This window comes from Cytobacillus sp. IB215665, assembly GCF_033963835.1.
GTDB lineage: Bacteria > Bacillota > Bacilli > Bacillales > SM2101 > Nanhaiella.
The window spans coordinates 97,519-120,595 of sequence record NZ_JAXBME010000015.1; the positions used below are offsets into that span (position 1 = coordinate 97,519).

General features: G+C 34.3%; 18 protein-coding genes, 1 riboswitch and 2 other annotated features. Of the genes, 14 read left to right on the plus strand and 4 right to left on the minus strand.

Features of this window, described 5'->3' with window-relative positions; all coding sequences use genetic code 11:
* Positions 1-41 precede the first annotated feature (41 nt).
* The gene (gene narI, locus SLH52_RS16970; RefSeq protein ID WP_320210457.1) at positions 42-731 is read left to right on the plus strand and encodes a respiratory nitrate reductase subunit gamma; all 690 of its coding nucleotides are present in this window, start codon (positions 42-44) and stop codon (positions 729-731) included.
* A gap of 341 nt (positions 732-1,072) precedes the next feature.
* Positions 1,073-1,504 (plus strand): hypothetical protein, encoded by a 432-nt coding sequence (locus tag SLH52_RS16975; RefSeq protein ID WP_320210458.1) that lies wholly within the window; start codon positions 1,073-1,075, stop codon positions 1,502-1,504.
* Positions 1,505-1,563: 59 nt separating this feature from the next.
* On the opposite strand, the gene SLH52_RS16980 is transcribed toward SLH52_RS16975, so the two are convergent.
* Positions 1,564-4,221, minus strand: a complete 2,658-nt coding sequence (locus tag SLH52_RS16980) for a calcium-translocating P-type ATPase, PMCA-type (protein ID WP_413785554.1) — start codon at positions 4,219-4,221, stop codon at positions 1,564-1,566.
* 232 nt (positions 4,222-4,453) lie between these two features.
* Between SLH52_RS16980 and SLH52_RS16985 the strand changes: the two genes are divergently transcribed.
* From SLH52_RS16985 to SLH52_RS17005, 5 genes are all read left to right on the plus strand, one after another.
* Complete coding sequence (locus tag SLH52_RS16985; protein WP_320210459.1) at positions 4,454-4,690, plus strand: hypothetical protein; 237 nt, start codon at positions 4,454-4,456, stop codon at positions 4,688-4,690.
* 40 nt (positions 4,691-4,730) lie between these two features.
* On the plus strand, positions 4,731-4,961 hold the full coding sequence (locus SLH52_RS16990) for a hypothetical protein (protein ID WP_320210460.1): 231 nt from the start codon (positions 4,731-4,733) through the stop codon (positions 4,959-4,961).
* A gap of 502 nt (positions 4,962-5,463) precedes the next feature.
* Positions 5,464-5,790, plus strand: a complete 327-nt coding sequence (locus SLH52_RS16995; protein ID WP_320210461.1) for a hypothetical protein — start codon at positions 5,464-5,466, stop codon at positions 5,788-5,790.
* 37 nt (positions 5,791-5,827) lie between these two features.
* Entirely contained in the window at positions 5,828-6,130 is a 303-nt protein-coding gene (locus SLH52_RS17000) for a hypothetical protein (RefSeq protein WP_320210462.1), read from the plus strand.
* A gap of 335 nt (positions 6,131-6,465) precedes the next feature.
* Positions 6,466-9,060, plus strand: coding sequence for a bifunctional 2',3'-cyclic-nucleotide 2'-phosphodiesterase/3'-nucleotidase (locus SLH52_RS17005; RefSeq protein ID WP_320210463.1), 2,595 nt, complete (start codon positions 6,466-6,468; stop codon positions 9,058-9,060).
* A gap of 90 nt (positions 9,061-9,150) precedes the next feature.
* Here the strand turns inward: SLH52_RS17005 and SLH52_RS17010 are convergent, their stop codons facing one another.
* The gene (locus SLH52_RS17010; RefSeq protein WP_320210464.1) at positions 9,151-9,891 is read right to left on the minus strand and encodes a hypothetical protein; all 741 of its coding nucleotides are present in this window, start codon (positions 9,889-9,891) and stop codon (positions 9,151-9,153) included.
* A 755-nt stretch (positions 9,892-10,646) separates the two neighbouring features.
* Between SLH52_RS17010 and SLH52_RS17015 the strand changes: the two genes are divergently transcribed.
* Positions 10,647-11,843 carry a chromate transporter gene (locus tag SLH52_RS17015; protein ID WP_320210465.1) on the plus strand — a complete coding sequence of 399 codons (1,197 nt, stop codon included), beginning with the start codon at positions 10,647-10,649 and terminating at the stop codon, positions 11,841-11,843.
* Between the two features lie 75 nt (positions 11,844-11,918).
* Here SLH52_RS17015 and SLH52_RS17020 read toward each other — a convergent pair whose 3' ends face one another.
* Positions 11,919-13,013, minus strand: a complete 1,095-nt coding sequence (locus tag SLH52_RS17020) for a citrate synthase/methylcitrate synthase (protein ID WP_320210466.1) — start codon at positions 13,011-13,013, stop codon at positions 11,919-11,921.
* Between the two features lie 112 nt (positions 13,014-13,125).
* Here SLH52_RS17020 and SLH52_RS17025 point away from each other — a divergent pair, with 112 nt between their 5' ends.
* From SLH52_RS17025 to SLH52_RS17040, 4 genes are all read left to right on the plus strand, one after another.
* Positions 13,126-14,037, plus strand: a complete 912-nt coding sequence (locus tag SLH52_RS17025; protein ID WP_320210467.1) for a LysR family transcriptional regulator — start codon at positions 13,126-13,128, stop codon at positions 14,035-14,037.
* Between the two features lie 213 nt (positions 14,038-14,250).
* Positions 14,251-15,735 carry a methyl-accepting chemotaxis protein gene (locus tag SLH52_RS17030; protein ID WP_320210468.1) on the plus strand — a complete coding sequence of 495 codons (1,485 nt, stop codon included), beginning with the start codon at positions 14,251-14,253 and terminating at the stop codon, positions 15,733-15,735.
* Positions 15,736-15,801: 66 nt separating this feature from the next.
* Positions 15,802-16,086 (plus strand) — a binding site (T-box leader).
* Positions 16,087-16,298: 212 nt separating this feature from the next.
* Positions 16,299-17,930 (plus strand): methionine--tRNA ligase, encoded by a 1,632-nt coding sequence (metG, locus tag SLH52_RS17035; protein ID WP_320210469.1) that lies wholly within the window; start codon positions 16,299-16,301, stop codon positions 17,928-17,930.
* Positions 17,931-18,029: 99 nt separating this feature from the next.
* Complete coding sequence (locus tag SLH52_RS17040) at positions 18,030-18,611, plus strand: YhcN/YlaJ family sporulation lipoprotein (RefSeq protein ID WP_320210470.1); 582 nt, start codon at positions 18,030-18,032, stop codon at positions 18,609-18,611.
* Between the two features lie 55 nt (positions 18,612-18,666).
* Here the strand turns inward: SLH52_RS17040 and proS are convergent, their stop codons facing one another.
* Positions 18,667-20,103, minus strand: coding sequence for a proline--tRNA ligase (gene proS / locus SLH52_RS17045; protein WP_320210471.1), 1,437 nt, complete (start codon positions 20,101-20,103; stop codon positions 18,667-18,669).
* Between the two features lie 160 nt (positions 20,104-20,263).
* Positions 20,264-20,494: a binding site (T-box leader), on the minus strand.
* 253 nt (positions 20,495-20,747) lie between these two features.
* Between proS and SLH52_RS17050 the strand changes: the two genes are divergently transcribed.
* On the plus strand, positions 20,748-21,107 hold the full coding sequence (locus SLH52_RS17050) for a hypothetical protein (protein ID WP_320210472.1): 360 nt from the start codon (positions 20,748-20,750) through the stop codon (positions 21,105-21,107).
* 420 nt (positions 21,108-21,527) lie between these two features.
* A complete protein-coding gene (locus SLH52_RS17055) occupies positions 21,528-22,814 on the plus strand; it encodes a purine/pyrimidine permease (protein WP_320210473.1) in 1,287 nt (428 codons plus the stop codon).
* A 107-nt stretch (positions 22,815-22,921) separates the two neighbouring features.
* A riboswitch (TPP riboswitch) is annotated at positions 22,922-23,028 on the plus strand.
* Positions 23,029-23,077: the final 49 nt, after the last annotated feature.

Sequence of the window (23,077 nt, forward strand, 5' to 3'; positions counted from 1 at the left end):
GAGTATAAAGTGATTCTCAATAAGTCCATGGAGGGTTGGAAATGTCATTTTGGGATCAATTTTGGTGGTTAATATACCCTTATATTGTCATAGCCATATTTGTGTTGGGCCATATTTATCGGTACAACACAGATCAGTTTGGGTGGTCAGCGAAATCTAGTGAGTTTTTGGAAAAGAAGAAATTAAAATGGGGTAGTTTACTTTTTCATTGGGGAATTATTATCGTTTTCTTTGGCCATGTTGCAGGGTTGCTCGTTCCAAAGGGATTTTATGATTATGTTGGAATTTCAGAGGAAATGTATCACTTCGGGGCAGTGTGGTTTGGCGGTGCAGCTGGTGTAGCTACCGTAGTTGGTGGTTTTTTATTATTTTTGAGAAGGATCACTGTACGTAGAATTTTAGTTAACAGTTCAAAAAGCGATTTGGTCGTGTTAGTTCTCTTAGGGGCAGTTGTTCTTACCGGCTTTACAAATACAGTTGGTTATACGGCAACAGGAGGAGAATTTGATTATCGAGAATACATTGGACCGTGGATAAGAGGGATTTTAATGTTTCGACCAATTCCTGAGCTGATGATAGGCGCACCGTTCGGCTTTAAGATACATATCATCAGTGCAGTAGCACTTTTTGCGATTTGGCCATTTACGAGGCTTGTACACGTATGGAGTGTTCCTCTTACATATTTAAATCGCAAATATATTGTATATCGCAGTATGACTAAGAAGGGATAAACGATGCAGTTGAGGCATTGCTTAAGGTATCTTCATGTATGCTCAGGCAAAGCAGCGAGCTTCATAATTTCTTTTATCAAGCAGAAGCGTGTCACTTCATCGACACATTCGAAGACGGAAAGTGAATTCTCAGTGCATGTCGGAGCTGACAGAGGTGCGTTTTAGCTTCTAGCTCCACGCATGTTATAAGCACGAGGTAATAAGAGAATTCTTCAAGAAGGTTAAATAACAAGCTACTAGTCAGCTAATCTTATATTTGTCTAAGTGAATACAATGATGGTAATTGTGAATAATAACAACGGGAATTTAAACTACTGTATACAATTAGGAGGTTAGCCAGCATGATAAACATGTTAGTTGTTAGTATGTTCGTAATGTCTATACTAGGTGGTGGGTTTTTATTAAATGAAGGGGCTTTTGCGAAAATGACTGATGAAGTCCTTATAGCAGAATCAAAAGGTACCAAGAAAACTGAAGAACAGCCGAGTAAAGATATGGAAAATCTAGAAGAGAAAATGAAGATGCAAATGGCAAAATTTAAAGCTCCAAATGGCGAGGGATTGTATGATTTGTTTAATAACAAATTTGAAGATCTAGCATGGACATTTGAGAGCGATGATTATAATGTAATGCTGTTTCAAGGAAAACATAATGATAAGCATTATAAAATTTACTTTTTCTATAAAGAGGAAACTATCGACATGTATGTAGATGGTGAAAAGAAAACGAGAGAAGAATTTGATGAATGGTTAAAGAAGTTTATTAATACGTAAATATTAGTATAAAACAATCAATCAAAGCTCCCTGACATCAACATCAGGGAGCTTTTTCATCATTGCCTAAGTAAAAGATACTTACTTATTAGTAATTTGCTAATTTCGTTAACAATAATTGGAATGATAGCAATGACAATAACGATAAACCATTGCTCTAGTGATAGGTAAGTAAGGTTAATGAATGGATGGAAAAAAGGTATTTTGACTAATAGAACTTGTATTCCGAACCCGACGATAAAAGCTCCTATTAAATATTTATTTGAGAAAAATCCTTTTTGAAAGATAGTTTCTTTCTCATGTTTTAAATTAAAAGAATGGAAAAGCTGAGCAAAGCTTAATGTTAGAAATGCCATCGTTTGTGCGCGAATAATTGATTCAGCTGATAATTGTGATTGTTCTGTAAGAAAACTTACTTCACCGTTTAATCCTATTGAAAATGCAACTAATGTAGCAATACCTATAACCAACCCATTAAGTAGTGTGTATCTAATTTCTTTATTTGTTATGATTCGTTGTTTCGGATCTCTAGGTTTATGATTCATTACATCTGCATTACCTTTTTCAAAGCCAAGAGCAATTGCTGGGAGAGTGTCGGTAATTAAGTTTACCCATAGAATATGGATGGCAGTTAAAGGGGCTGGCCAACCCATTAGAATACCAAAAACGAGTGCCACAATTTCCCCTAAATTACACGACAGCAAATAAAGGATCGACTTTTTAATATTTACATATATATTCCTACCTTCTTTAACTGCTGATACAATTGTTGAAAAGCGATCATCAGTTAAAATAATATCCGATGCTCCTTTTGCTACATCTGTACCTGTTATCCCCATCGCTACACCTACATCAGCTTTTTTGAGTGAAGGTGCATCGTTAACTCCATCTCCAGTCATTGCTACAATATTGCCATTAGATCTAAGTGCATCAACGATACGCACTTTATGTTCAGGTGAAACACGAGCAAACACTTTAGTGTCTAATATGCGCGATTTTAATTGCAACGCTGTTAACTTATCGAGCTCTTGACCTGTCATTGTTTCGTGTTCATGTTCAGCTATTCCTAATTGTTTTGATATAGCTAACGCAGTCTTATGGTTATCTCCAGTTATCATCACTAGCCTTACGCCTGCTTTTTTACAAAGCTCAATTGATTCTTTTACATCTAAACGAGGAGGATCAATCATACCTACGAGTCCAATAAATATAAATTGATCTTCTTGAATTTCATCATATTTCTTCTCATTCGTTATCATTTTATAAGCGAAGGCTAATACGCGTAGAGAAGCGTTTGCCATTTCTTTAGCTTGTTCAAGAATATTGTCTCGGTTATCATTTGACATAGTACAAATTTGATCATCAATTAAGATGTTAGTTGATTTCAGAAGGATATTCTCAAGAGCCCCTTTTGTCAACATAAGAACATCTTCGTTAACACGATGCACTGTTGTCATCAATTTTCGTTCAGAGTCAAATGGTATTTCGTATAATCGTTTAAAACGATGATCAAAATCATCTTTTGAATACTGAAAATATTTTCCTGCTATGAGGAGTGCTACTTCAGTAGGGTCACCTGTTTGTTCTTTCTCAGATAATGATGCATCATTACATAATAGCATGACTTTTATTAACATATTTGAGGACTTTAATTGACCATTTAAGTCCGACCAGTCTATGTATTTCCCATTAATAAAAGTTTTAGTAACCGTCATTTTATTTTGAGTTAATGTGCCAGTTTTATCTGAACATATGACACTAACAGATCCTAATGTTTCTACTGCAGGAAGCTTTCTTACAATCGCATTCTTTTTGATTAGTCTTTGAACGCCAAGAGCTAGAACAATCGTAACAATTGCAGGTAGGCCTTCTGGTATAGCTGCCACGGCTAAACTCACAGCTATTAGAAAAATCTCTGTTACATTTCTTTCTTGAAAAAAACCTATAAGAAAAACGAACATAGAAATGATAATTGCTGCATAGCCTAGTAGTTTTCCAAGCTCATCTAATTTTTTCTGTAAGGGGGTTAACGACTTTTTTTGCTCTCTTAATAGGTTAGCAATTTTGCCTATCTCTGTATTCATGCCAGTACCTATTACGATACCTAATCCCCTTCCGTAAGTAGAAAGAGTAGACATAAATCCCATATTTTGTTGAATTGAAAGAGGAATATTATTAGTACTTAAACACTCTGAGTCTTTTTCAACTGGAAGGGACTCCCCTGTTAGAGCAGACTCTTCAACCTTTAAGTTTACAGTTTCGAAAAACCTAATATCTGCTGGAATGTAACGTCCAGTATCTATGACGACAATGTCTCCTATTACAATATTTTTGGAAGGGATTTCTTGAATGATGCCGTCACGTTTCACAATAGCTTTAGGTGTTGACATTTTTGTTAATTCTTCCAATGCTTTTTCTGCCTTAGATTCTTGAATAACTCCAAGTACTGCATTGATAGCGATGACAATAAAAATGACAATTGCATCGCTAATCTCCCCGACGATAAATGAAACGATAGCCGCAGCTAGTAGAATATAGATTAAAGCACTATTAATTTGTCCCCATAATAACTGCAACAAAGTTGATTCTTGTTGCTCTTTAAATTCATTTGCCCCATTACGCTCTAGTCGTTGTTTAGCTTCAATACTAGATAGGCCTGAATCGAGATTTGTGTCTAACTCAGTAGCGATGTCATTCACTTCTTTTGCATACCACACGCAAACCATCCTCTCGAATAGAAAATACATATGTACATATTCTCCGATAGCATAAACTATTCATGCTAAAAATAACAAAATTCAATAAAATGTAAAAATTATAAACTATAATGTCTATTAAAATTAATGATTTTGACCATTTTATTTTATATAGAACAGATGCCGTTGCTATATTTCAATATAGACATACCTTGGTAGTGTAAGTAAATCCGCTATAGAAGGAGGGAAAGAAATGGAATATACAGATAAAGATTACGACAAGTTGCTTGCGATTTTAGCTCAGCTCCAAGCGCAATTCCAGGCACAATTACAATTACAAGCAGAGATTCAAGCGCAACTTCAAGCGCAGCTCCAAGCTCAAGCTCAGGCTCAAGCACAAGCACAAGTTGATAAAGACAAAGTTTGGGTAAAAAATGGAACTTCATCTATTGAATTACCTGACTGGTGGTGCCATAAAGCAGACGCTTAATTGATAGTTCTTTATTTAGAAATAAAGGAGGGGAGAAGGCATGGGAAGTAGAGATGATGTGTTTAATAAGATTATTGAGTTACAGGCACAACTCCAAGCTCAATTAGAAGCACAAGCACAATTTCAAGCGCAATTACAAGCACAGCTTCAGGCTCAGGCGCAATTACAAGCTCAGGCACAAGCACAGCTAGATAAAGATGAAATTGAGGTTAAAAACGGAGCTTCTAGTATCGAGTTTTGCAAAAAAGGTAAAAAAGATGACAAGGATTAAGTTGAAAATGTATGCATCAGTTTGATAGTTGTAATTATATTACTTTGGATATTTAAACTAGCTTAAATGCTAAAGTCCCATCAAACTGAATCGTAATAGTTGAAAGACCTCATTTCTATTAGAAAGTTTATTAATCAGGTGGAGGTTTGTCACCACCTGATTCATTAACAGTCATGAATTCCGGCATAATGATTTATATTTTTCGTACTCGGACATAAACTCGTTTACAGAAAGATTTTTGATACTTTTCTTCTTAAAACAATCTCCACTAACTTATATGTCCAATTAGCTGTGGCAATGTAGTTAAAATACCAATGAAGTTACGATAGAAGCGGTAGTAAACAAATCTAATTGTTATTACTATCAAGTGTGTGAACAAGTACCAATAAGGAAATTCTATTGAAAATGTAAAAACATGAATATTTTCACGACAAAATAGGAGGCTGTCTATACAAGAAGCCAAATCTTTTCGTATACATATAAACAAAGGGGGGATTTAAGGGTGATAAACCAAAGAGAAGTTGAGCAGCTTATTGATAAAACTGTAGCAAAATATATGAGTGAATTTTCGAAGCAAATTGAAAGTCTTTTAACAGCAGACCTTAGAAATGAAAATGGAAACTCAAAAATTATAAAGAGTGGAAATTCATTTGTATATGTTGATAATTCAGCTGTTGCATATGCAATTGTGTTGTTATTTCAGCATTTTTCATCTAACGGAACGACTAATCATAAAGATATCCAGGGTTTAGTAGACCGTTTAGAAGGCATGATTACACATAATCGTGAAGAACTTGAAAATTTAGTGCAGTCTTTTAAAGAAGAGTAGGTTAACATCTAGAAGCAGGAATAGAGGTGAAATAAAGATGAAAAAAAGAGTTTACATGAATAAAAGAAATCTTTCCTCATTAAAGTTTAATAATGATGGAAAAATACAAGTAGTCGAACAAGGTCAACCTATGGATAGTAAAGAAGTTGATCTATGTGTAAGCCAAACTGAAAATCAATTAATTATACCAACTAGCGCTAATAATACTCTTACACCCTATACTGCTGAAAGTTATGAAACACACTTACCGATGGCAAAATCTTATGAGCAACCAACTCATACTTTTCCAAGACGAATTAGCATAAGATCGGAAAATGGAAATTCTATTATTAAATATTAATTTTATACTGACGATTTTTTTTCGTAAGTCTCTTTGCTAAAACTTTGTTGCTTTGTTCACTTAAATATGAGCAACTGACGTGTAATATAGATCATTTTACTAGTCTTTAAAGGTGGATAAATGCCGAGGTTCTTAGCTCTTAATCCGAAATCAGCTTTTAATAAGAATATATGAGGAGTGATTTAAGCATGTTATTTAATACTCCTTTACATATGTTGAATTGCGTCTAACTTGTTAATTTTTCGTAAAAAGAAAAATAATTATCAAGTTTTTTGTTTTTTTTGTTATAATACATATGCATTTAATTTGTATTATTAGAAGGGAAGGTACGTTAGATGATAAAATCTAAGAAAAAACTAGCACTTAGTACCGCTTTAGCTCTTAGTATGACTTTGCCACAAATGGCGCCAGCTGTAACTCATGCAGCTGAAAATGAAGATATCGTTAAGCTAAGAGTAATGGAAACAACAGACATACACGTAAATCTAGTAAACTACGATTATTATAAAGATGCAGAAGTTCAAGACTTTGGGCTTGCAAAAACAGCAACATTGATTAAGCAAGCACGTGAGGAAGCGAAAAACAGTTTATTATTCGATAATGGGGATCTCATTCAAGGAAATCCTTTAGGTGATTATGTCGCAAAAGTCGATGTGCTTGAAGATGGTGAAACACATCCTGTATATAAAGCGATGAACTTATTAGATTATGATGCTGGTAATATTGGGAATCATGAATTTAATTACGGTTTAGACTTTTTAGGGACAAGCTTAAAAGGTTCAAATTTTCCGTATGTAAATGCGAACGTTTACATTGACGATCAAGATGGTGATGCAACAAATGATGAGAATTATTTCACACCATACCTTATTTTAGACCGTGAAGTTGTCGATGAAGATGGCGAAACACATACATTAAAAGTAGGTGTCATTGGATTTACACCTCCTCAAATTATGAACTGGGATAAGAAAAATCTTGAAGGTAAAGTCATCGCAAAAGATATCATAGAAACTGCAGAAAAGTTTGTCCCTGAAATGAAAGAAAAGGGTGCTGATATCATTGTTGCCATCCCTCACTCAGGCATAGGGAAAGCAACCGATGAAGGAATGCAAGAAAATGCTACATTTGAATTAAGTAAAGTAGAAGGTATAGATGCAATTCTATTTGGACATTCTCATTCCGTCTTCCCGAGTGAAACATATGCAGACATAGAGGGTGTTGATGTTGAAACTGGTAAAATTAACGGTGTAGCGTCTGTTATGCCAGGTTACTGGGGAAATCATTTAGGATTGATTGATTTCACACTTGAAAAGAAAGATGATAGTTGGACTGTTGTAGATTCACAATCTTCTGTACAAGCTATCTATGATAAAGAATCAAATACGCCATTAGTTGATGCAGATCAATCAATTGTTGACGCAGTGCATGAGGAACACGAGGGAACTATTGAATGGGTTAACAGTCCAGTAGGAACGACAACAGCACCAATTAATAGCTATTTTGCGCTCGTTCAAGATGATCCTTCAATCCAAATTGTAACGAATGCACAAAAATGGTATGTCGAAAACTATGTTCAAGGTACTGAATATGAGGGCTTACCGATTCTTTCGGCAGGTGCACCTTTCAAAGCTGGTGGACGTGGAGGAGCGACTTATTACACTGATGTTCCAGCAGGAGAAATTGCGATTAAAAATGTAGCAGATATGTATTTATATCCTAATACGCTGCAAGCTCTTCTTATTAATGGGGCGGATGTGAAAGAATGGCTTGAAATGTCAGCTGGACAATTTAATCAAATTGATGCATCTTCTACTGAAGAGCAAGAGTTAATTAATGTAGCATTCCCGACTTATAACTTTGACGTAATTGATGGTGTTTCTTATCAAGTCGATGTAACACAACCTGCAAAGTATGATGATAAAGGAAATATCGTTAATCCAGATGCAAGCCGTATCGTAAATTTACAATTTGAAGGCAAAGAAGTTTCAAGTGAACAGAAGTTTATTGTCGTAACAAATAACTATCGAGCTACTGGTGGTGGTAATTTCCCTGGTATTAGTGCTGACAAAGTTATCATTGAATCACCGGATGAAAACCGCCAAGCGATAATCAATTACATTTTAGATAAACAAACGATTAACCCTTCAGCTGATATGAATTGGTCATTTGCACCAATTAACTCTGAGCTGAATGTAACATTTGAGACTTCTCCTGAAGCTACAAAATATTTAGAGGGAGAAAAAATCGCTTATATTGAAACACTTGAAAGTGGTTTTGCGAAATTCTCAATCGATTTAGTTGGAGATCAGCAAGGTGACGACGACAACGAAAATAACGAAAATAACACTGATGACAACGAGAATAACAACAACGATAACGAAAGTGATACTGAAAGCAAACAATTTACTGATGTACCTGAAAATCATTGGGCGAAACAGTATATTGATGAATTGACAGCTATGGAAATCATCAAGGGAAAATCAGCAACAATATTTGACCCGAATGCAAATGTCACTCGTGCTCAATTTGCATCATTAATTGTACGCTCTCTTGGTTTAACTTCTACAAATGAATCACCATTTAAAGATGTCTCAGCTGAACAAGCAGCAGAAATTACTGCAGCGTTTGAAGCAGGCATTGTAACAGGGAAAACATCAACAATATTTGACCCAAGTGCATCAATTACTCGTGAACAAGCAGCAGCTATGTTAATACGTGCTTATAATGTGAAGATGGATACAACACACACGCCGTCTACAGAATTATCATACAGTGATGCAAGTAGTATTGGGGATTGGGCAAAAGACTATGTTACCTCAGCAAATGAGCTAGGCATGATGACCGGTTACCTAGATGGTTCTTTTGGTCCAAGCAATACTGCTACACGTGCACAAGCAGCGAAAGTGATTTATATGTTATTACAACAATAACAAATGATAGAAAAAAGGATGACCTTTTCAGTGTCATCCTTTTTTCTTTCGTTTAACTATAATACGTTAATTATGTATAAAAAAAGTTGATTATAATTGCTTAAGGAAATATTCTCTTAAAGGTATTTTTCTACCTTCAAAATCCCAATTGCGATACAGGGTGAAAATATGTTGTATATCTCCATGTGCTCTTTCTTCTACTAGGTTCTTTACTAGTAAACTGCTTCTCCAGTAATCAAACATTATACTAGCCAAACTGCCTTCATATGAATTATATCCAAAATCTTCGATAGAATGTCCGCCGTATTTCTCACTAAATACGTTGACTAACTCATTTTCAACTTGAAATACTTCTTGAAAGTCTTTTTCGCTTAATAAATGCTTTCTTGGTATGTAGAAGCACATTCCTTCTTCAAACCAATAGTCGTCTTCACGGTCATCATCAAAATCTCCAAGAAACAAATCAGAGTGATGTGTAAGTTCATGTGCTAAAATCACCAATATATGTTCAATTGAGAGATTGTTATAGAAACTATGTATGTGTGGAAGGCCTTTGTCTTCTAACTGGCGGATAAATAATTTCTTCCATTCGTCTACATCTGGAGTCATATATATTACATCTTGCTTGGTGAATGCTGGTATCGGTATATTTGAGAAAAAGCTAGTAACAAGGTCTTCTGATGTCCAAACTACACCTTTTGGCACCTGAGATAACGAGTAGTTATCTTCTAATATTTTGCGATAACTCTTTAGAGCATTAAATAAATAATGAGCATTATCTTTAATATCTTTAACTTTATCCTCTTTTTCAAATGCAAAAACTTGTTTCATTTGTAAATTTCCCCTTTAATAGATCACTATTGTTAATTGAAAAATATCTATTATTTATATTATATTTTAACACAATATTCCATTAATCTTTATTTTACGTTCACACCGATAATTAGCTAGAAAACAGTCAATAACAAAGAAATGTATTATATGTTAAATTTGTGAGGATGATATATGACAAACAGATTAATCTTTACATTTTTTTAACTACAGCTTAATATAAGTAAGTCTATAATATGTTTATATAGGTTTTTTTAGTAGGATTCTTTTCGGCATATTTGTAGTTATTATAACAAATTGGTACATAAAGAAGTGGCTTTATAGGTTGGTCATCGGTTTTATAGAAGAGAAGTTGCCACGAACTCTAGTTGTTTACTTGTTTATTTCCTAATAAGAAAAACAATAACTAAAGCGTAACAAGCTTTTAGTATACTATGTTCCTACCTTTACTAAGGCTCATTACGTAAATTTGTTGCTATTGCTACGAAATTTGGTCAGTAACATTTTTTTCATCATTTTAGCAAAGAAAAGATGCTATAAACTCTAGTTGTGTATATGTATAAATGTTAGTACGAAAAATAACAATGCGAAAACAGCCTTTACTAAATTACTCTAAAAAAGTTGTAGGAGAGTAGATCCCACAACACTCTAGTCATATCGTGCTGTATGAACAACAACAATTTAAATCTAACAAGCTTAATATGAGGAACTTATTCTAACTTTAATACATACATCTTTTTGGAGGTTGCACATTTATGAATAGTCTTAACAATGAACCATCTAAAGGGAAGAGGTTACGAGAAATTTTCAAAATCTCATCTTTATTAGGATTCACCTCGTTTGGAGGACCTGTAGCCCATTTGGGGTTTTTCCAAAATGAATACGTCAAAAAAAGAAAATGGCTGGATGATCATAGCTATGCTAATTTAGTTGCTCTTTGTCAGTTTCTTCCTGGACCAGCGAGTAGTCAGGTGGGGATTGCGATTGGGATGATTCGTGGTGGCTTGCTAGGTGGAGTGATTTCATGGTTAGGGTTTACACTCCCATCTGTTATTGCCCTCGTCCTGTTCGCTTATATATATCAAAGCTTTGACTTAGGTGGTGCAGGCTGGATACATGGGCTGAAGATTGTGGCGGTGGCAGTTGTTGCCCAGGCTATCATGAACATGGGGAAAAAGCTAGCTCCAGACCGACCTAGAATAACTATAGCAATATTGAGCGCTATATTTATACTCATTTTGCCGACAGCCATAAGTCAACTAGCATTAATATTAATTGCTGGTTTGGTGGGATTAATTCTTTATAAAAACAAACAAAACTCTCCTATGAAAGAGTTAAAAGTTGGGATTAATCGCAAAATTGGTGTTTTTGCTTGGGTATTATTCTTTGGTTTATTAATAGGGCTTCCTATCCTTAGACAACTATCAGCAAGTCAATCGCTTGCCATTTTCGATACGTTTTATCGCGTAGGATCACTCGTTTTTGGTGGTGGTCATGTTGTATTACCAATGTTAGAAAGAGAAGTTGTTCCTAGCGGTTGGATTACTAAGGAAACCTTTTTAGCTGGATATGGAGCAGCGCAGGCAGTACCTGGTCCATTATTTACTTTTTCAGGGTATTTAGGTGCAATTATTAACGGATGGAAAGGTGCTACAATAGCTACAATTGCGATATTTTTGCCATCATTTTTACTTATTATTGGAACATTACCATTCTGGGACATGATTCGTAAGTATCCTTATATACAGTCTGTGTTAATGGGAGTAAATGCAGGTGTATTAGGAATTTTATTAGCTGCTCTTTACGATCCAATTTTTACTAGTGCTATAGCTACACCCGTTGATTTTGCACTTGCAATTGCAGCATTTACATTACTCGTTTATTGGAAAGTTCCAGCATGGCTTGTCGTTATATTAGCAGCCTTAGGTGGAGCCATCGTAGGAATTTTATAATGGATTTGAGCTAGATGACAATGTCACCGCTACCCATAGAATGTGGGGAATGGTGACATTGGTCAGATAGCTTTTTTAACTAGGGATATGTCCAATATATTGAGCTTTTGGACGGATGATTCTATTGTTTGCAGCTTGTTCTAATACATGTGCCGTCCAACCTGCCATTCTACTTGCTGTAAATGTTGGTGTATAAAGGTTTACAGGCATCTTCACTGCCCGGAGCACAGCTGCTGCATAAAATTCTACATTTGTATATAACTTACGTCCAGGCTTATATTTTTCAAGTAAAGCAATTGCCTCCTCTTCGACATGAATTGCTAAGTCAAACCAGTCATCGTCCTTTACTAGTTGCTGAACAATGTTTCTTAAGGCAAATGCGCGAGGGTCATGAGTTTTATATACTCTATGGCCAAACCCCATAATTTTTCTTCCTTGTTCAAGTTGCTCAGTTATCCAGCTGTTAGCGTATTGTTTTGAGTTAATCTCATTAAGCATGTCAACTACATCTGTAGGTGCACCGCCATGTAGTGGTCCTTTCATCGCACCTATCGCCCCAACTATTGCTGAGATAAGGTCAGATTGTGTTGATGTGATCGTTCGTGCTGAAAAAGTTGATGCATTCATTCCATGTTCAGCTGTAAGGATAAAGTATGCTGATAATGCTTTTGCATGTGCCTGCTTTGGTATGGCTCCTGATAACATGTATAAATAATTAGAGACATGATCTAAAGTTTTATTAGGTTCAATGTAATTCGTATTTGTCAAACGATGATAGCGGTAAGCTATAATTGTTGGAGTCAGAGCAATAACTCTAATTGCGTCATTTTTAGCTGGAGGCCAATAAGTTAATTGTCCATCTAAACAAGAAATAGCAGTACGTAATACACTCATCATATCCATTTCAACTGGTAATTTATCGATAATGATCGTAACATCCTCTGGTATGTTACGATATGCAGTTAATTGATTTTGTAATTGTATTAACTGATCATTTGTTGGTAGCTCTCCATACAGAAGCAAATAAACAATTTCTTCATAAGAATGATTTTCCGCCAACTCTTGTGCATGATAGCCTCGGTAGATCAGTTTCCCCTTGTGTCCGTCAATAAAACTAATTTCAGAATTTGCTACGATAACACCTTCTAACCCTTTGTTCATTGTCAACATACATTCCTCCTAGGTAATCATAATATACTAATAGTTTATAACGTTGCTTTAATTACGAATATTAAATAATATAAAGTATATTAATAAGGAAATTTAATTAAAGGAGGACTTTATGGATATTCGTTGGCTCCAAACATTTATTGTTGCTGCAAAATATCAAAATTTTCGTATTACTTCAGAAAAATTATTCATGGCACAACCAACTGTAACTTTCCATATTCAAAACCTAGAAAGGTTTCTTGGTGTTACTCTTTTTAGTAAAAAAGGAAGAAATATTGAACTTACTTCAACAGGCATGAAGTTTTTACCATATGCGAAAAATGTAGTACAAAGTTTAGAAATTGGCATAGATGAACTTGAAAGCTGGCGACAGGGCTATAATCGCAAATTAACGATTGCTTCCTCGCCATTAATAGCAGCTTCTATTCTTCCTAATCTACTTAGAGTGTTTATTAAAAAACATAGAGAAATAGAAATTGCTGTAAAGGTTATGGAATCAGAGGACATAGTTACTGCTGTGAAAAATAGGGAGGTTGATATTGGTTTATCTCGCAAATACGTTGTAGACTCATCTTTACAAATAACAAAAATTATTGATGATCCTGTTGTATTAGTTATTCCTCATGATGGATGGGATTTTGACGCAGGCATACCATTTGATATAGAAGAGATTATAAATAATTATTTGATTTTCACACATAATCATCCGGATTATTGGGAGGGGCTTCTTCATCAACTTAGAGATAGGTTTGCTAAAATGCGTAGAATGGAAGTCACTCAAGTAAATGTAACGAAGCGATTTATTGAAGAGGGGCTAGGCATATCTTTTCTGCCTCGGTCAACGATTATTCGTGAAACGTTAGAAGGTCGGTTGTTAGAAGTCGAAATACAAAATTTTTCTATGCCAAAAGCAGCAACATATTTAATTGTTAATCATTCTGAAAGCGATGAAGTTCTGTTATTTAAAGATAGTTTAATACATTTTTACCATGGTAATACAAAAAATAAAAATAATGAAAATTAGAATGAATCTTCAGAAAAGAATCATGTATAATTAACTTATTCGAATAACTATTTCTTAATAATTTACTTACTAGTAAGTAAATGTTATTTTCGTCAAAGTAGTTGTTATTTTTTTTATTATGTTGGAAGCTATCATGTAAAACAATTGAAGTTGAAGGTTAGTGCAAAAACAACAGTCGAAAAGAAACAGCATAAAAAAAGGGGGGAGATTGATATGGGAAAGGTTGAAGCATTAAAGGTTAAGGATGTAAGAACGAAAAATTTGTTAATGTTTTTGACGTTTTCAATTACTCTCATAGCTGGCTTATTGAATGCTTTAGTTAATGACGGTGGGAATGTAAAAGTTATTTTATATATTAGTACGATCATGTTAAACACGATTACTTTTCTCGTCTATAAAAAGTTTAAAAATGAAATAATTTATGCGTACATAGCAGTTATTTTATGTTTTATTCCACCTATCATTATATTGCCAATTAGTAAGTCAACAATTACCATATTGCTTATTGCTTTTTACACAGCGGTATTTTCAGCAATACAATTACAAAAGAGGCTATTTGTAGTTGGATACACACTAGGTTTTATTGTTTTGATCGGCATAATATATTTCGAGCCTAGCGACATGACATTTTATTCAGATTCATCAGCAGCGCTATTCTTGACGTATATACTAATAGGGGTGTTACTGTTAGTACTCACAACTTTGAGTGAAAGGCAGTATCGAAATTTGCATGAACACATTGAATCAACCGAAGCTCAAGCACGAAAATCAACAAAACAAAAGACAACCTTACAGGACAGCATAAAGGAAGTGATTGATAATATAGAAAGAACTTATGAACAATTAAATCAAAACCTTATTTCGCAAAATGAAATGAGTACTGCTATTAGTGAAGTATCGGTTAGTAGTCAAAAACAGACAAATCATATACTCGATATTGCTAATCATTTAAGGCAAACTAGATCACTCATCACAGAAGTTCATGAAACATCAGAAATTGTGAAGAACGATTCTGAAAATGCTCAATCGGTTGCACAAGAAGGAACTGATAAGATGAATGAATTAGCACATGAAATGAATAATTTGCATAATAGTGTACGTGAGATGAATGACACTTTTCTAATACTAACTGAAAAAATTAATGACTCAAATAGTTTGACTGATACAATTAAATCAATCACTTCGCAAACTAATTTACTCGCATTAAATGCATCTATTGAGGCTGCAAGAGCTGGAGATGCTGGGAGAGGATTTTCGATTGTTGCTGAAGAAATCCGCAAGCTAGCTGAAGTTACTGAGCAAACAACCGTACAGATTGAAAATAATTTAAAACAAATAAATGACAGCAACAGCTTAGTTCAGGAAAAACTCATGGAAAGTAGTGATAAATTAACGATGAGTTTGAAGACAACGAATAGTAGTACTTCTTACTTTAACGAAATTTATCACTCATTGGTTGAACTATCTAACAGGATGGAAAAACTTACAGGAGTATCAGAAAATGTTCAATTAAAAACAGTAAATGATGAGAATTCAATAGAGGAGTTTTCTGCACTTCTTGAACAAACGTCAGCTAGTTTACAACAAATGTCTGCAACAATTGATCATTTAAATGATGATAATAAAAAAATTATTAATTATTTAACCGAAACGGATAACAAAGTGCAAATAATACGTAATCAATTTGATATCAAGTAATATAAAGGAACGTGTTTACTTTCCTGCTCATTTGTAATATTATACAAAGAAGATTAAAATTGTAAGTTAAAGGCATTGAAGAGAAAAAGTAGGGCATTTTTTTCTTAACAGAGAGCTTCGGTAGCTGAAAAGAAGTAAGAAAAGATTGTTTGAACAATGGTCTCTGAGCTTTACACTGAACGATGGAGGCTTTAAATTACTATTTAGTAGGCTGTGACGGGATTTGGCACCTGTTATCAATGTCAAGGTATAAGAGTATTGTTTGTTGCTCCGTACTGTTTGAGGCTAATAATAAAAGGTTATTATTAGTGAATTAAGGTGGTACCACGAGATTTTTCCCTCGTCCTTAGACAAAATTGTCTTTAGGGCGAGGGTTTTTATTTTTCACTGAATTGAATCCCCTCTTTGCGTAAGGGTATGTCAATTTAGGAATTCCCTTCCCCACCTAATTAAACAGTTGTTCAAATTTGATTGACTTCACAGTTGTATAACAAAAACTGTTGTGTTTAACAAATGTGTAAAAAACTAGATGTGAAAATAACGTGATAGTAGGAGGTTTGTTAATGAGTATTTTTATTGGTGGGGCATGGCCTTATGCTAATGGTTCATTGCATGTAGGACATATTGCAGGATTGTTACCTGGAGATGTATTAGCGAGATATTTCCGTTTGAAAGGAAAAGAAGTATTATACGTATCAGGAAGTGATTGTAACGGAACACCTATCTCAATAAGAGCAAAACATGAAAAGGTTACTCCGACTATGATAACTAATAGATATCATGAGGAGTTTGTCGATTGCTTTTCCAAGCTAGGGTTTTCATATGATATTTACACTAGAACTGATCAACAGCAGCATCATGAAGTTGTTAAACAAGTTTTTCTAAAGCTTTTAGCAGAAGGTTTATTGTACACAAAGTCTGAAGAACAAGTGTATTGTGAAATAGACGAACAATTTTTGCCGGATAGATATGTTGAAGGGGAATGTCCAAATTGTGGAAATAATGCTAGAGGAGATCAATGTGAAATTTGTTCAGCAATTTTTGAACCGATAGAATTAAGAGCAAAGAGATGTAAGCTTTGTGGTAGTACACCGACAATTAGGTCAACTGAACATTTTTATTTCGCATTATCGACAATTCAACAGCAAATTGAAGAATTTTTTAATCCTATAAAGCACAAAGGAACTTGGCGAGAAAATGCGGTTCAATTAACTGAGAGATATTTATTAGAAGGACTGAGAGATCGTGCAGCAACTAGAGATTTACCAATTGGTGTACCTGTACCGTTAGAAGGATATGATGAAAAGAAAATATATGTTTGGATAGAAGCAGTAACAGGCTATTTGTCTGCGAGTATGCAATGGGGAAAACAAAACAATGATGATGATTGGCGAAGATTTTGGAATGAAGAAACATCCACATATTATGTACATGGTAAGGATAACATACCGTTTCATTCAATTATCTGGCCGGCAATATTATTAGGTCTTGGAGAGAAAAGTTTACCAGATTATATTTTTTCAAGTGAGTATATGACCCTTGAGAAAAGAAAAATTTCAACGAGCAAAAACTGGGCAGTATGGATACCGGATTTACTTGAGCGGTATGATCCAGATTCAATCAGATATTATTTACTCATTAATGCACCAGAAAATAGAGATACTGATTTTTCATGGCGAGAATTTATATATAGTCATAATAGTGAATTGCTAGGAGCATTTGGAAACTTTGTTAATCGAAGCTTCAAGTTTATCGAAAAGTACTTTGATGGAAATGTGCCAGAAGGTTATATTGACGCAACAATTAAGAGTGAACTGCAAAATTTATACCAACATATAGGACAATGTATCGAGCAAGGTCATTTTAAACGAGCAATTGAAGATATATTCTTGTTTATACGACAAAGCAATAAGTACTTTGACGAACAAAAACCTTGGATACAAATTAAAGAAGATAAGAAAAATTGTGAACAGACACTATTTACATGTATACAGATCATTACAAACTTATCAGTGCTGTTACAACCATTTTTGCCGTTTTCATGTAAGAAAATTGCAGAAATGTTGCAATTAGATCATATTTCATGGGCTTATACGGAAATTCAACAAGGTAAACTTGATCATGTAACAGCCTTGTTTGAACGTATTGATGTTAACCAAATTGTTGAAGAAGTGGCTAATTTACAACAACAATAAGTGTACGATTTGTTTAACAATAACTGTCAGGCATGTGAGCAATTGATTTTGCCTACTCTAAGGGTGTAAGTTTATTTTACTCTCAAGGAGTTGATATTATTGAAACAGCTGAAGCTATTTTCGGTAGCGATGCTATCGGTTCCTTTATTATTTGCTTGTAATACTGCACCTAATGAAGAAGCAATAGATGTTAGGGATAATAACACTTTACGAAATGTCACTTATAATGAAAACCGCGCAGTTAGGCGTAATATAGCATATGAAGGAAATCTTGCTAATCGTAATGTGACTTACGATAGAATGCGTGTCAATAATGCAAACAATCGTACAAATACTGCAAATGAAACACGTATGGAAGTGGCACAAGACGCAGCAGATCGTATCACTGCAATGAAAGAGGTAAGAAGAGCCAATGTTATTGTTACTAACAATAATGCTTATGTAGCAGCAACATTAAATAATAATACAACAGGGACTACAACGAAAAAGCTGGAAAGCCGCATAGCCGATAAGGTTAGAGCTCAAGATAAAAATATTGATAATGTTTATGTGTCAACAAATCCTGATTTCATTAATCGTATGACCGATTATGGTAACAGGATAAATAGAGGTGAACCAGTAGAAGGATTTTTTACAGATTTTAACGAAACAGTTAGAAGAGTATTTCCAACCGCTCGATAAAAAAAATTAGACTTATGAAAAGGTGCTGGAATGATTTTTCCAGCACCTAAAATTGTTAATACGCCTTTGCCCAATAGACCATTTGGTTAGCCTCGTTATTACAACATACACAGGTTGCTGAAATCTTTTCTTGGTCAAATGGGATACATCTAGAAGTTGCACCAGTGTGTTCTTTAATTTTTTCTTCACAGGATTGCTTACCACACCACATGGCCTTAACAAATCCATTGTTGGTACTAAAAAAGTTTTCAAATTGTACCATGTTTTCTACAGTTGTTGTTTTAGATTGACGATTTAAGAGTGCCCTATTATATAAATGATCTTGTATTTGTATTAATTTCTCTGAAATAGCAGTAGCTAAGTTCTCCATTGGTACCTTTTCTTTTTCTCCCGTATCTCTTCTTGCAAGAACAACTTGTTTGTTCTCAATATCCTTAGGGCCGATCTCAAGGCGTAGAGGTATCCCTTTCATTTCGTGTTCATTAAATTTCCAACCTGGCTTTTTATCGCTGGCATCAATATCAATTCGAATGTCAGAGGAAAGTGTTTTCTTCAGTTCATAAGCCTTATCTAAAACACCTTCCTTATGCTGTGCAATAGGTACAATCATCACTTGTGTTGGCGCAATATTGGGTGGTAACACTAGCCCTCTGTCATCACCATGGACCATTATAAGGGCACCAATTAAACGTGTAGTTATTCCCCATGATGTTTGATGTACGTATTGTAATTCTCCACTTTGATCTGTATATTGAATGCCAAATGCTTTTGCAAAGCTGTCACCTAGATGATGAGATGTTCCAGTTTGCAACGCCTTGCCATCATGCATAAGACTTTCTATTGTATACGTGAATTTAGCTCCAGCAAATTTTTCTTTTTCTGTTTTTTGACCTTTAATGACTGGTATAGCAAGGAATTGCTCACATACTTCAGTATATACATCAAGCATTTTTCGAGTTTCTTCATGTGCCTCTTCATCTGTTGCATGAGCAGTGTGACCTTCTTGCCAAAGGAATTCAAGTGATCTGAGAAAAGGCCTCGTAGTTTTTTCCCAACGAACGACGTTACTCCACTGATTATATAATTTTGGTAGGTCACGGTATGAGTGTATGATATTTGCATAATGCTCACAGAACAATACTTCTGATGTTGGTCGGACACATAGCTTTTCAGCTAATTTTTCAGAGCCTCCATGAGTAACCCACGCTACTTCAGGTGCAAACCCTTCAATATGATCTTTTTCCTTTTGCAGTAGCTTTTCTGGTATAAATAATGGCATGTACACATTTTCATGGCCTGTTTCCTTTATTTTTACATCTAAAATATGGCGAATATTTTCCCAAATAGCATAGCCATATGGACGAATAATCATCGAACCTCGCACTGATGAGTAATCGATTAAATCAGCTTTTTTAACAATATCTGTGTACCATTGTGCAAAATCTTCATCCATTGATGTTATTTCTTCAACAAACTTTTTTTCTTTACCCATTATTCTCCACCTTCCTAAAATGCCTTATCAGCTTATTTCATTAATTTTGTTATACTGTAACTAAATTAGAATAGCAAGCTGCCGTAAAAGTTAGCTGTACCGAATTAATAATCTACAATCGATGAGATAATAACACCAAAATAAAAAACCTCTAATCCCAAAAAGGGACCGAGGTTATCGGCGGTACCACCCTAGTTTGTTTACTACATGTAGTGTAGTAAACACCCTTGTATTTGATAACGGTTACAATCCGCTTGTACCTTCGTGAATATAATCACTCGATACAGTACTCAAAGGTAGGTTCAAACGAGTACTTTAGAAATTTCCCAGCAATTAATTTCCTCTCTAAAAAAGCACATAACGTTTTACTAGTCCTTATCAACGTTTACAATATAAAAGCTGTTTTCGCTTAATTGTTGTTTTTTATTAAGTGATAAACACTTAGACATCTTTTCTTTTGAAAAACGATGTCAAACGTATTATACCCCTTCTTACTATGCTAATTTGGTGACAATTGCAACAATATTTTCGAAAAGAGCCTTATTAAATTAACATATACTATATTTTCTTTTTCTCCTTATGTCAAGTAACTTTTGATCTTGGCTGCATAAGATAATTGTAAAAAATTAAGGTGATGGTGTAATGTGACAAATAATACAAGCCAGACCATCGTAGAAGAAAAATGGTATCATCCTGTAAATAAAACGGAAGCTGCTGTTTTTGCGAATGAACTATTAAACGAGGAAGTAAAGGTTGTAACGAAATATGGAAAAATTTTTGAGGGTATAATTGAAAATACTAATGCGAGAAATCTATATTTGCTTACTCCACTGTTTTCGTCTAATGATCTGAATAACTATGAACAAAAGCCGAACTACGATAGCAGTAATTTCGGATTCCTCTCTGCCTTATTTAGCAAACCAGAACCTTTTGCGGAAATAATCATTCCACTTATATATGTAACAGCGTATGGAGCAAAGGTAAATAAAGATAAAACACCTTAAATATAGGCTCTGTTCGCAAGACTGTTTTTGCATGCTTTTCTTTCTAATATGTAAGCATGTTTAAAACTAGCGTTGGAAGTATCTTTTCTATTTTTACAATTTTTGAGGTTTCATAAGCCTCTTCATACTGTCCATTTTTAGTAAAAAAAGCAACAATTAGTGCTAATACATCCTAAAATATATGATCATACTTATGAAAATAGAAAAAACAATATAATATTTTATACCGCTAACCTCAATTGGTTAGCTATTTTATTATTTCTTTTTGAAGTTAGAAATATTGCATATAATCAACGTTTAATGATATAGATCAACATTTAGATGATTCCATGTATTGTGGCAAAATGAATGTATGTTAATATGAGTAATTATACTAACAATTTCCTGAATTGAATATATATGATAGGATGGAGGTTTTTTATGAGGTTATTATTTTCATCATTACAATGGATGATTTTTATAATTACAACAAGTGTTGTGGCTCCTATAGTTATTGGAAATTCCTTTGGGTTACCCCAAGCAGAAATCGCTACATTACTACAAAGAACTTTATTCGTTTTAGGTCTTTCAGGTCTATTACAAGCAGTATTAGGTCATCGTTTACCGATAATGGAAGGTCCAGCAGGATTATGGTGGGGTGTGTTTATCGTTTATGCGAGTATTGTTGAAGCTGGAAATCTTGGTACATATGAGGGTTTACAACAGCTTGAAATGGGGATGATACTAAGCGGAGTTTTATTTATCTTATTAGCCATTTTTAAATTGATCGATCATTTGAAGAAGCTGTTTACTCCAATTGTCACTGGAACTTATTTATTATTATTAGTTGCACAACTAAGTGGTGCATTTATGAACGGTATTTTTGGAATAGGGTATAAACAAGATTCAGTAGACTTTTCAGTTGCTATACCTGCGGTTTGTGTTTTAATTATCACGATATTATTGGCAAAAAGTCGTGTCCCATTTCTTCGAAGATATTCTGTTTTACTAAGTTTACTCATTGGATCACTGCTGTTTGCTGTGCTTCGTCTAGGAAAAAGTATTCCGCCAACTACAAATGGTATTTCGGTACCACAGATCTTTGCTTGGGGAATACCACAATTGAATAGCGGTATGATTATTACTTCCATTATGATAGGCTTACTATTATTAACAAATATGCTTGCCTCGATTTATGTTGTGGAAAAAGAGCTACAAGAACATACAAAAAATTATGAAGCTGTAAACTACAATAAAGCAAGCTTTATTATGGGGATAAACCAATGGTTAAGTGGTATTTTTTCTGCAATAGGCAGTGTACCAATTTCTGGATCAGCGGGATTTATTGCAATGACCAAAATAATTAATCGCTTACCATTTATTTTAGGAAATGTATTTATTATATTACTTAGTTTCATTCCAATGTTTACTACATATGCTGCTATGATTCCCGAACCAGTTGGGTATGCAATCTTATTCTACCCATTTACTATCATGATTGGTTTAGCTTTAAAAGATTACCAATCTACACAATTAGGAGATAGAGAATATTTTATTATCGGGCTTTCATTATTGGTTGGCATTGGTTTATTGTTTATTCCTGGACAAGCAATAAATGAACTTCCATCCATGTTAAGACCAATTATAAATAACGGATTAGTAGTAGGCACAGTTATATGTATTACTTTAGATCAAGTTATAAAAAAACAAACTTCTGTGTCATATTAATTTATATCACATTGGGTAAAAGGGAAAATATTGAAGTAAGTATGTAGGAATCTTTTGCTTGTGGAAATAATAAAAGTATAGTAAGGTTGTATGTGAAATTAAATATCGCTTACCACTAGGGGTGCAAATCACGTTTGCTGAGAGGGGCTTTGCTGCCTTAACCCTTATACCTGATCTAGTTAATGCTAGCGTAGGGAAGTGGATTGATGACAAACATATTGGATAACATTTTCCAATTCGTCTAATTCCACTCTATCTGTAGA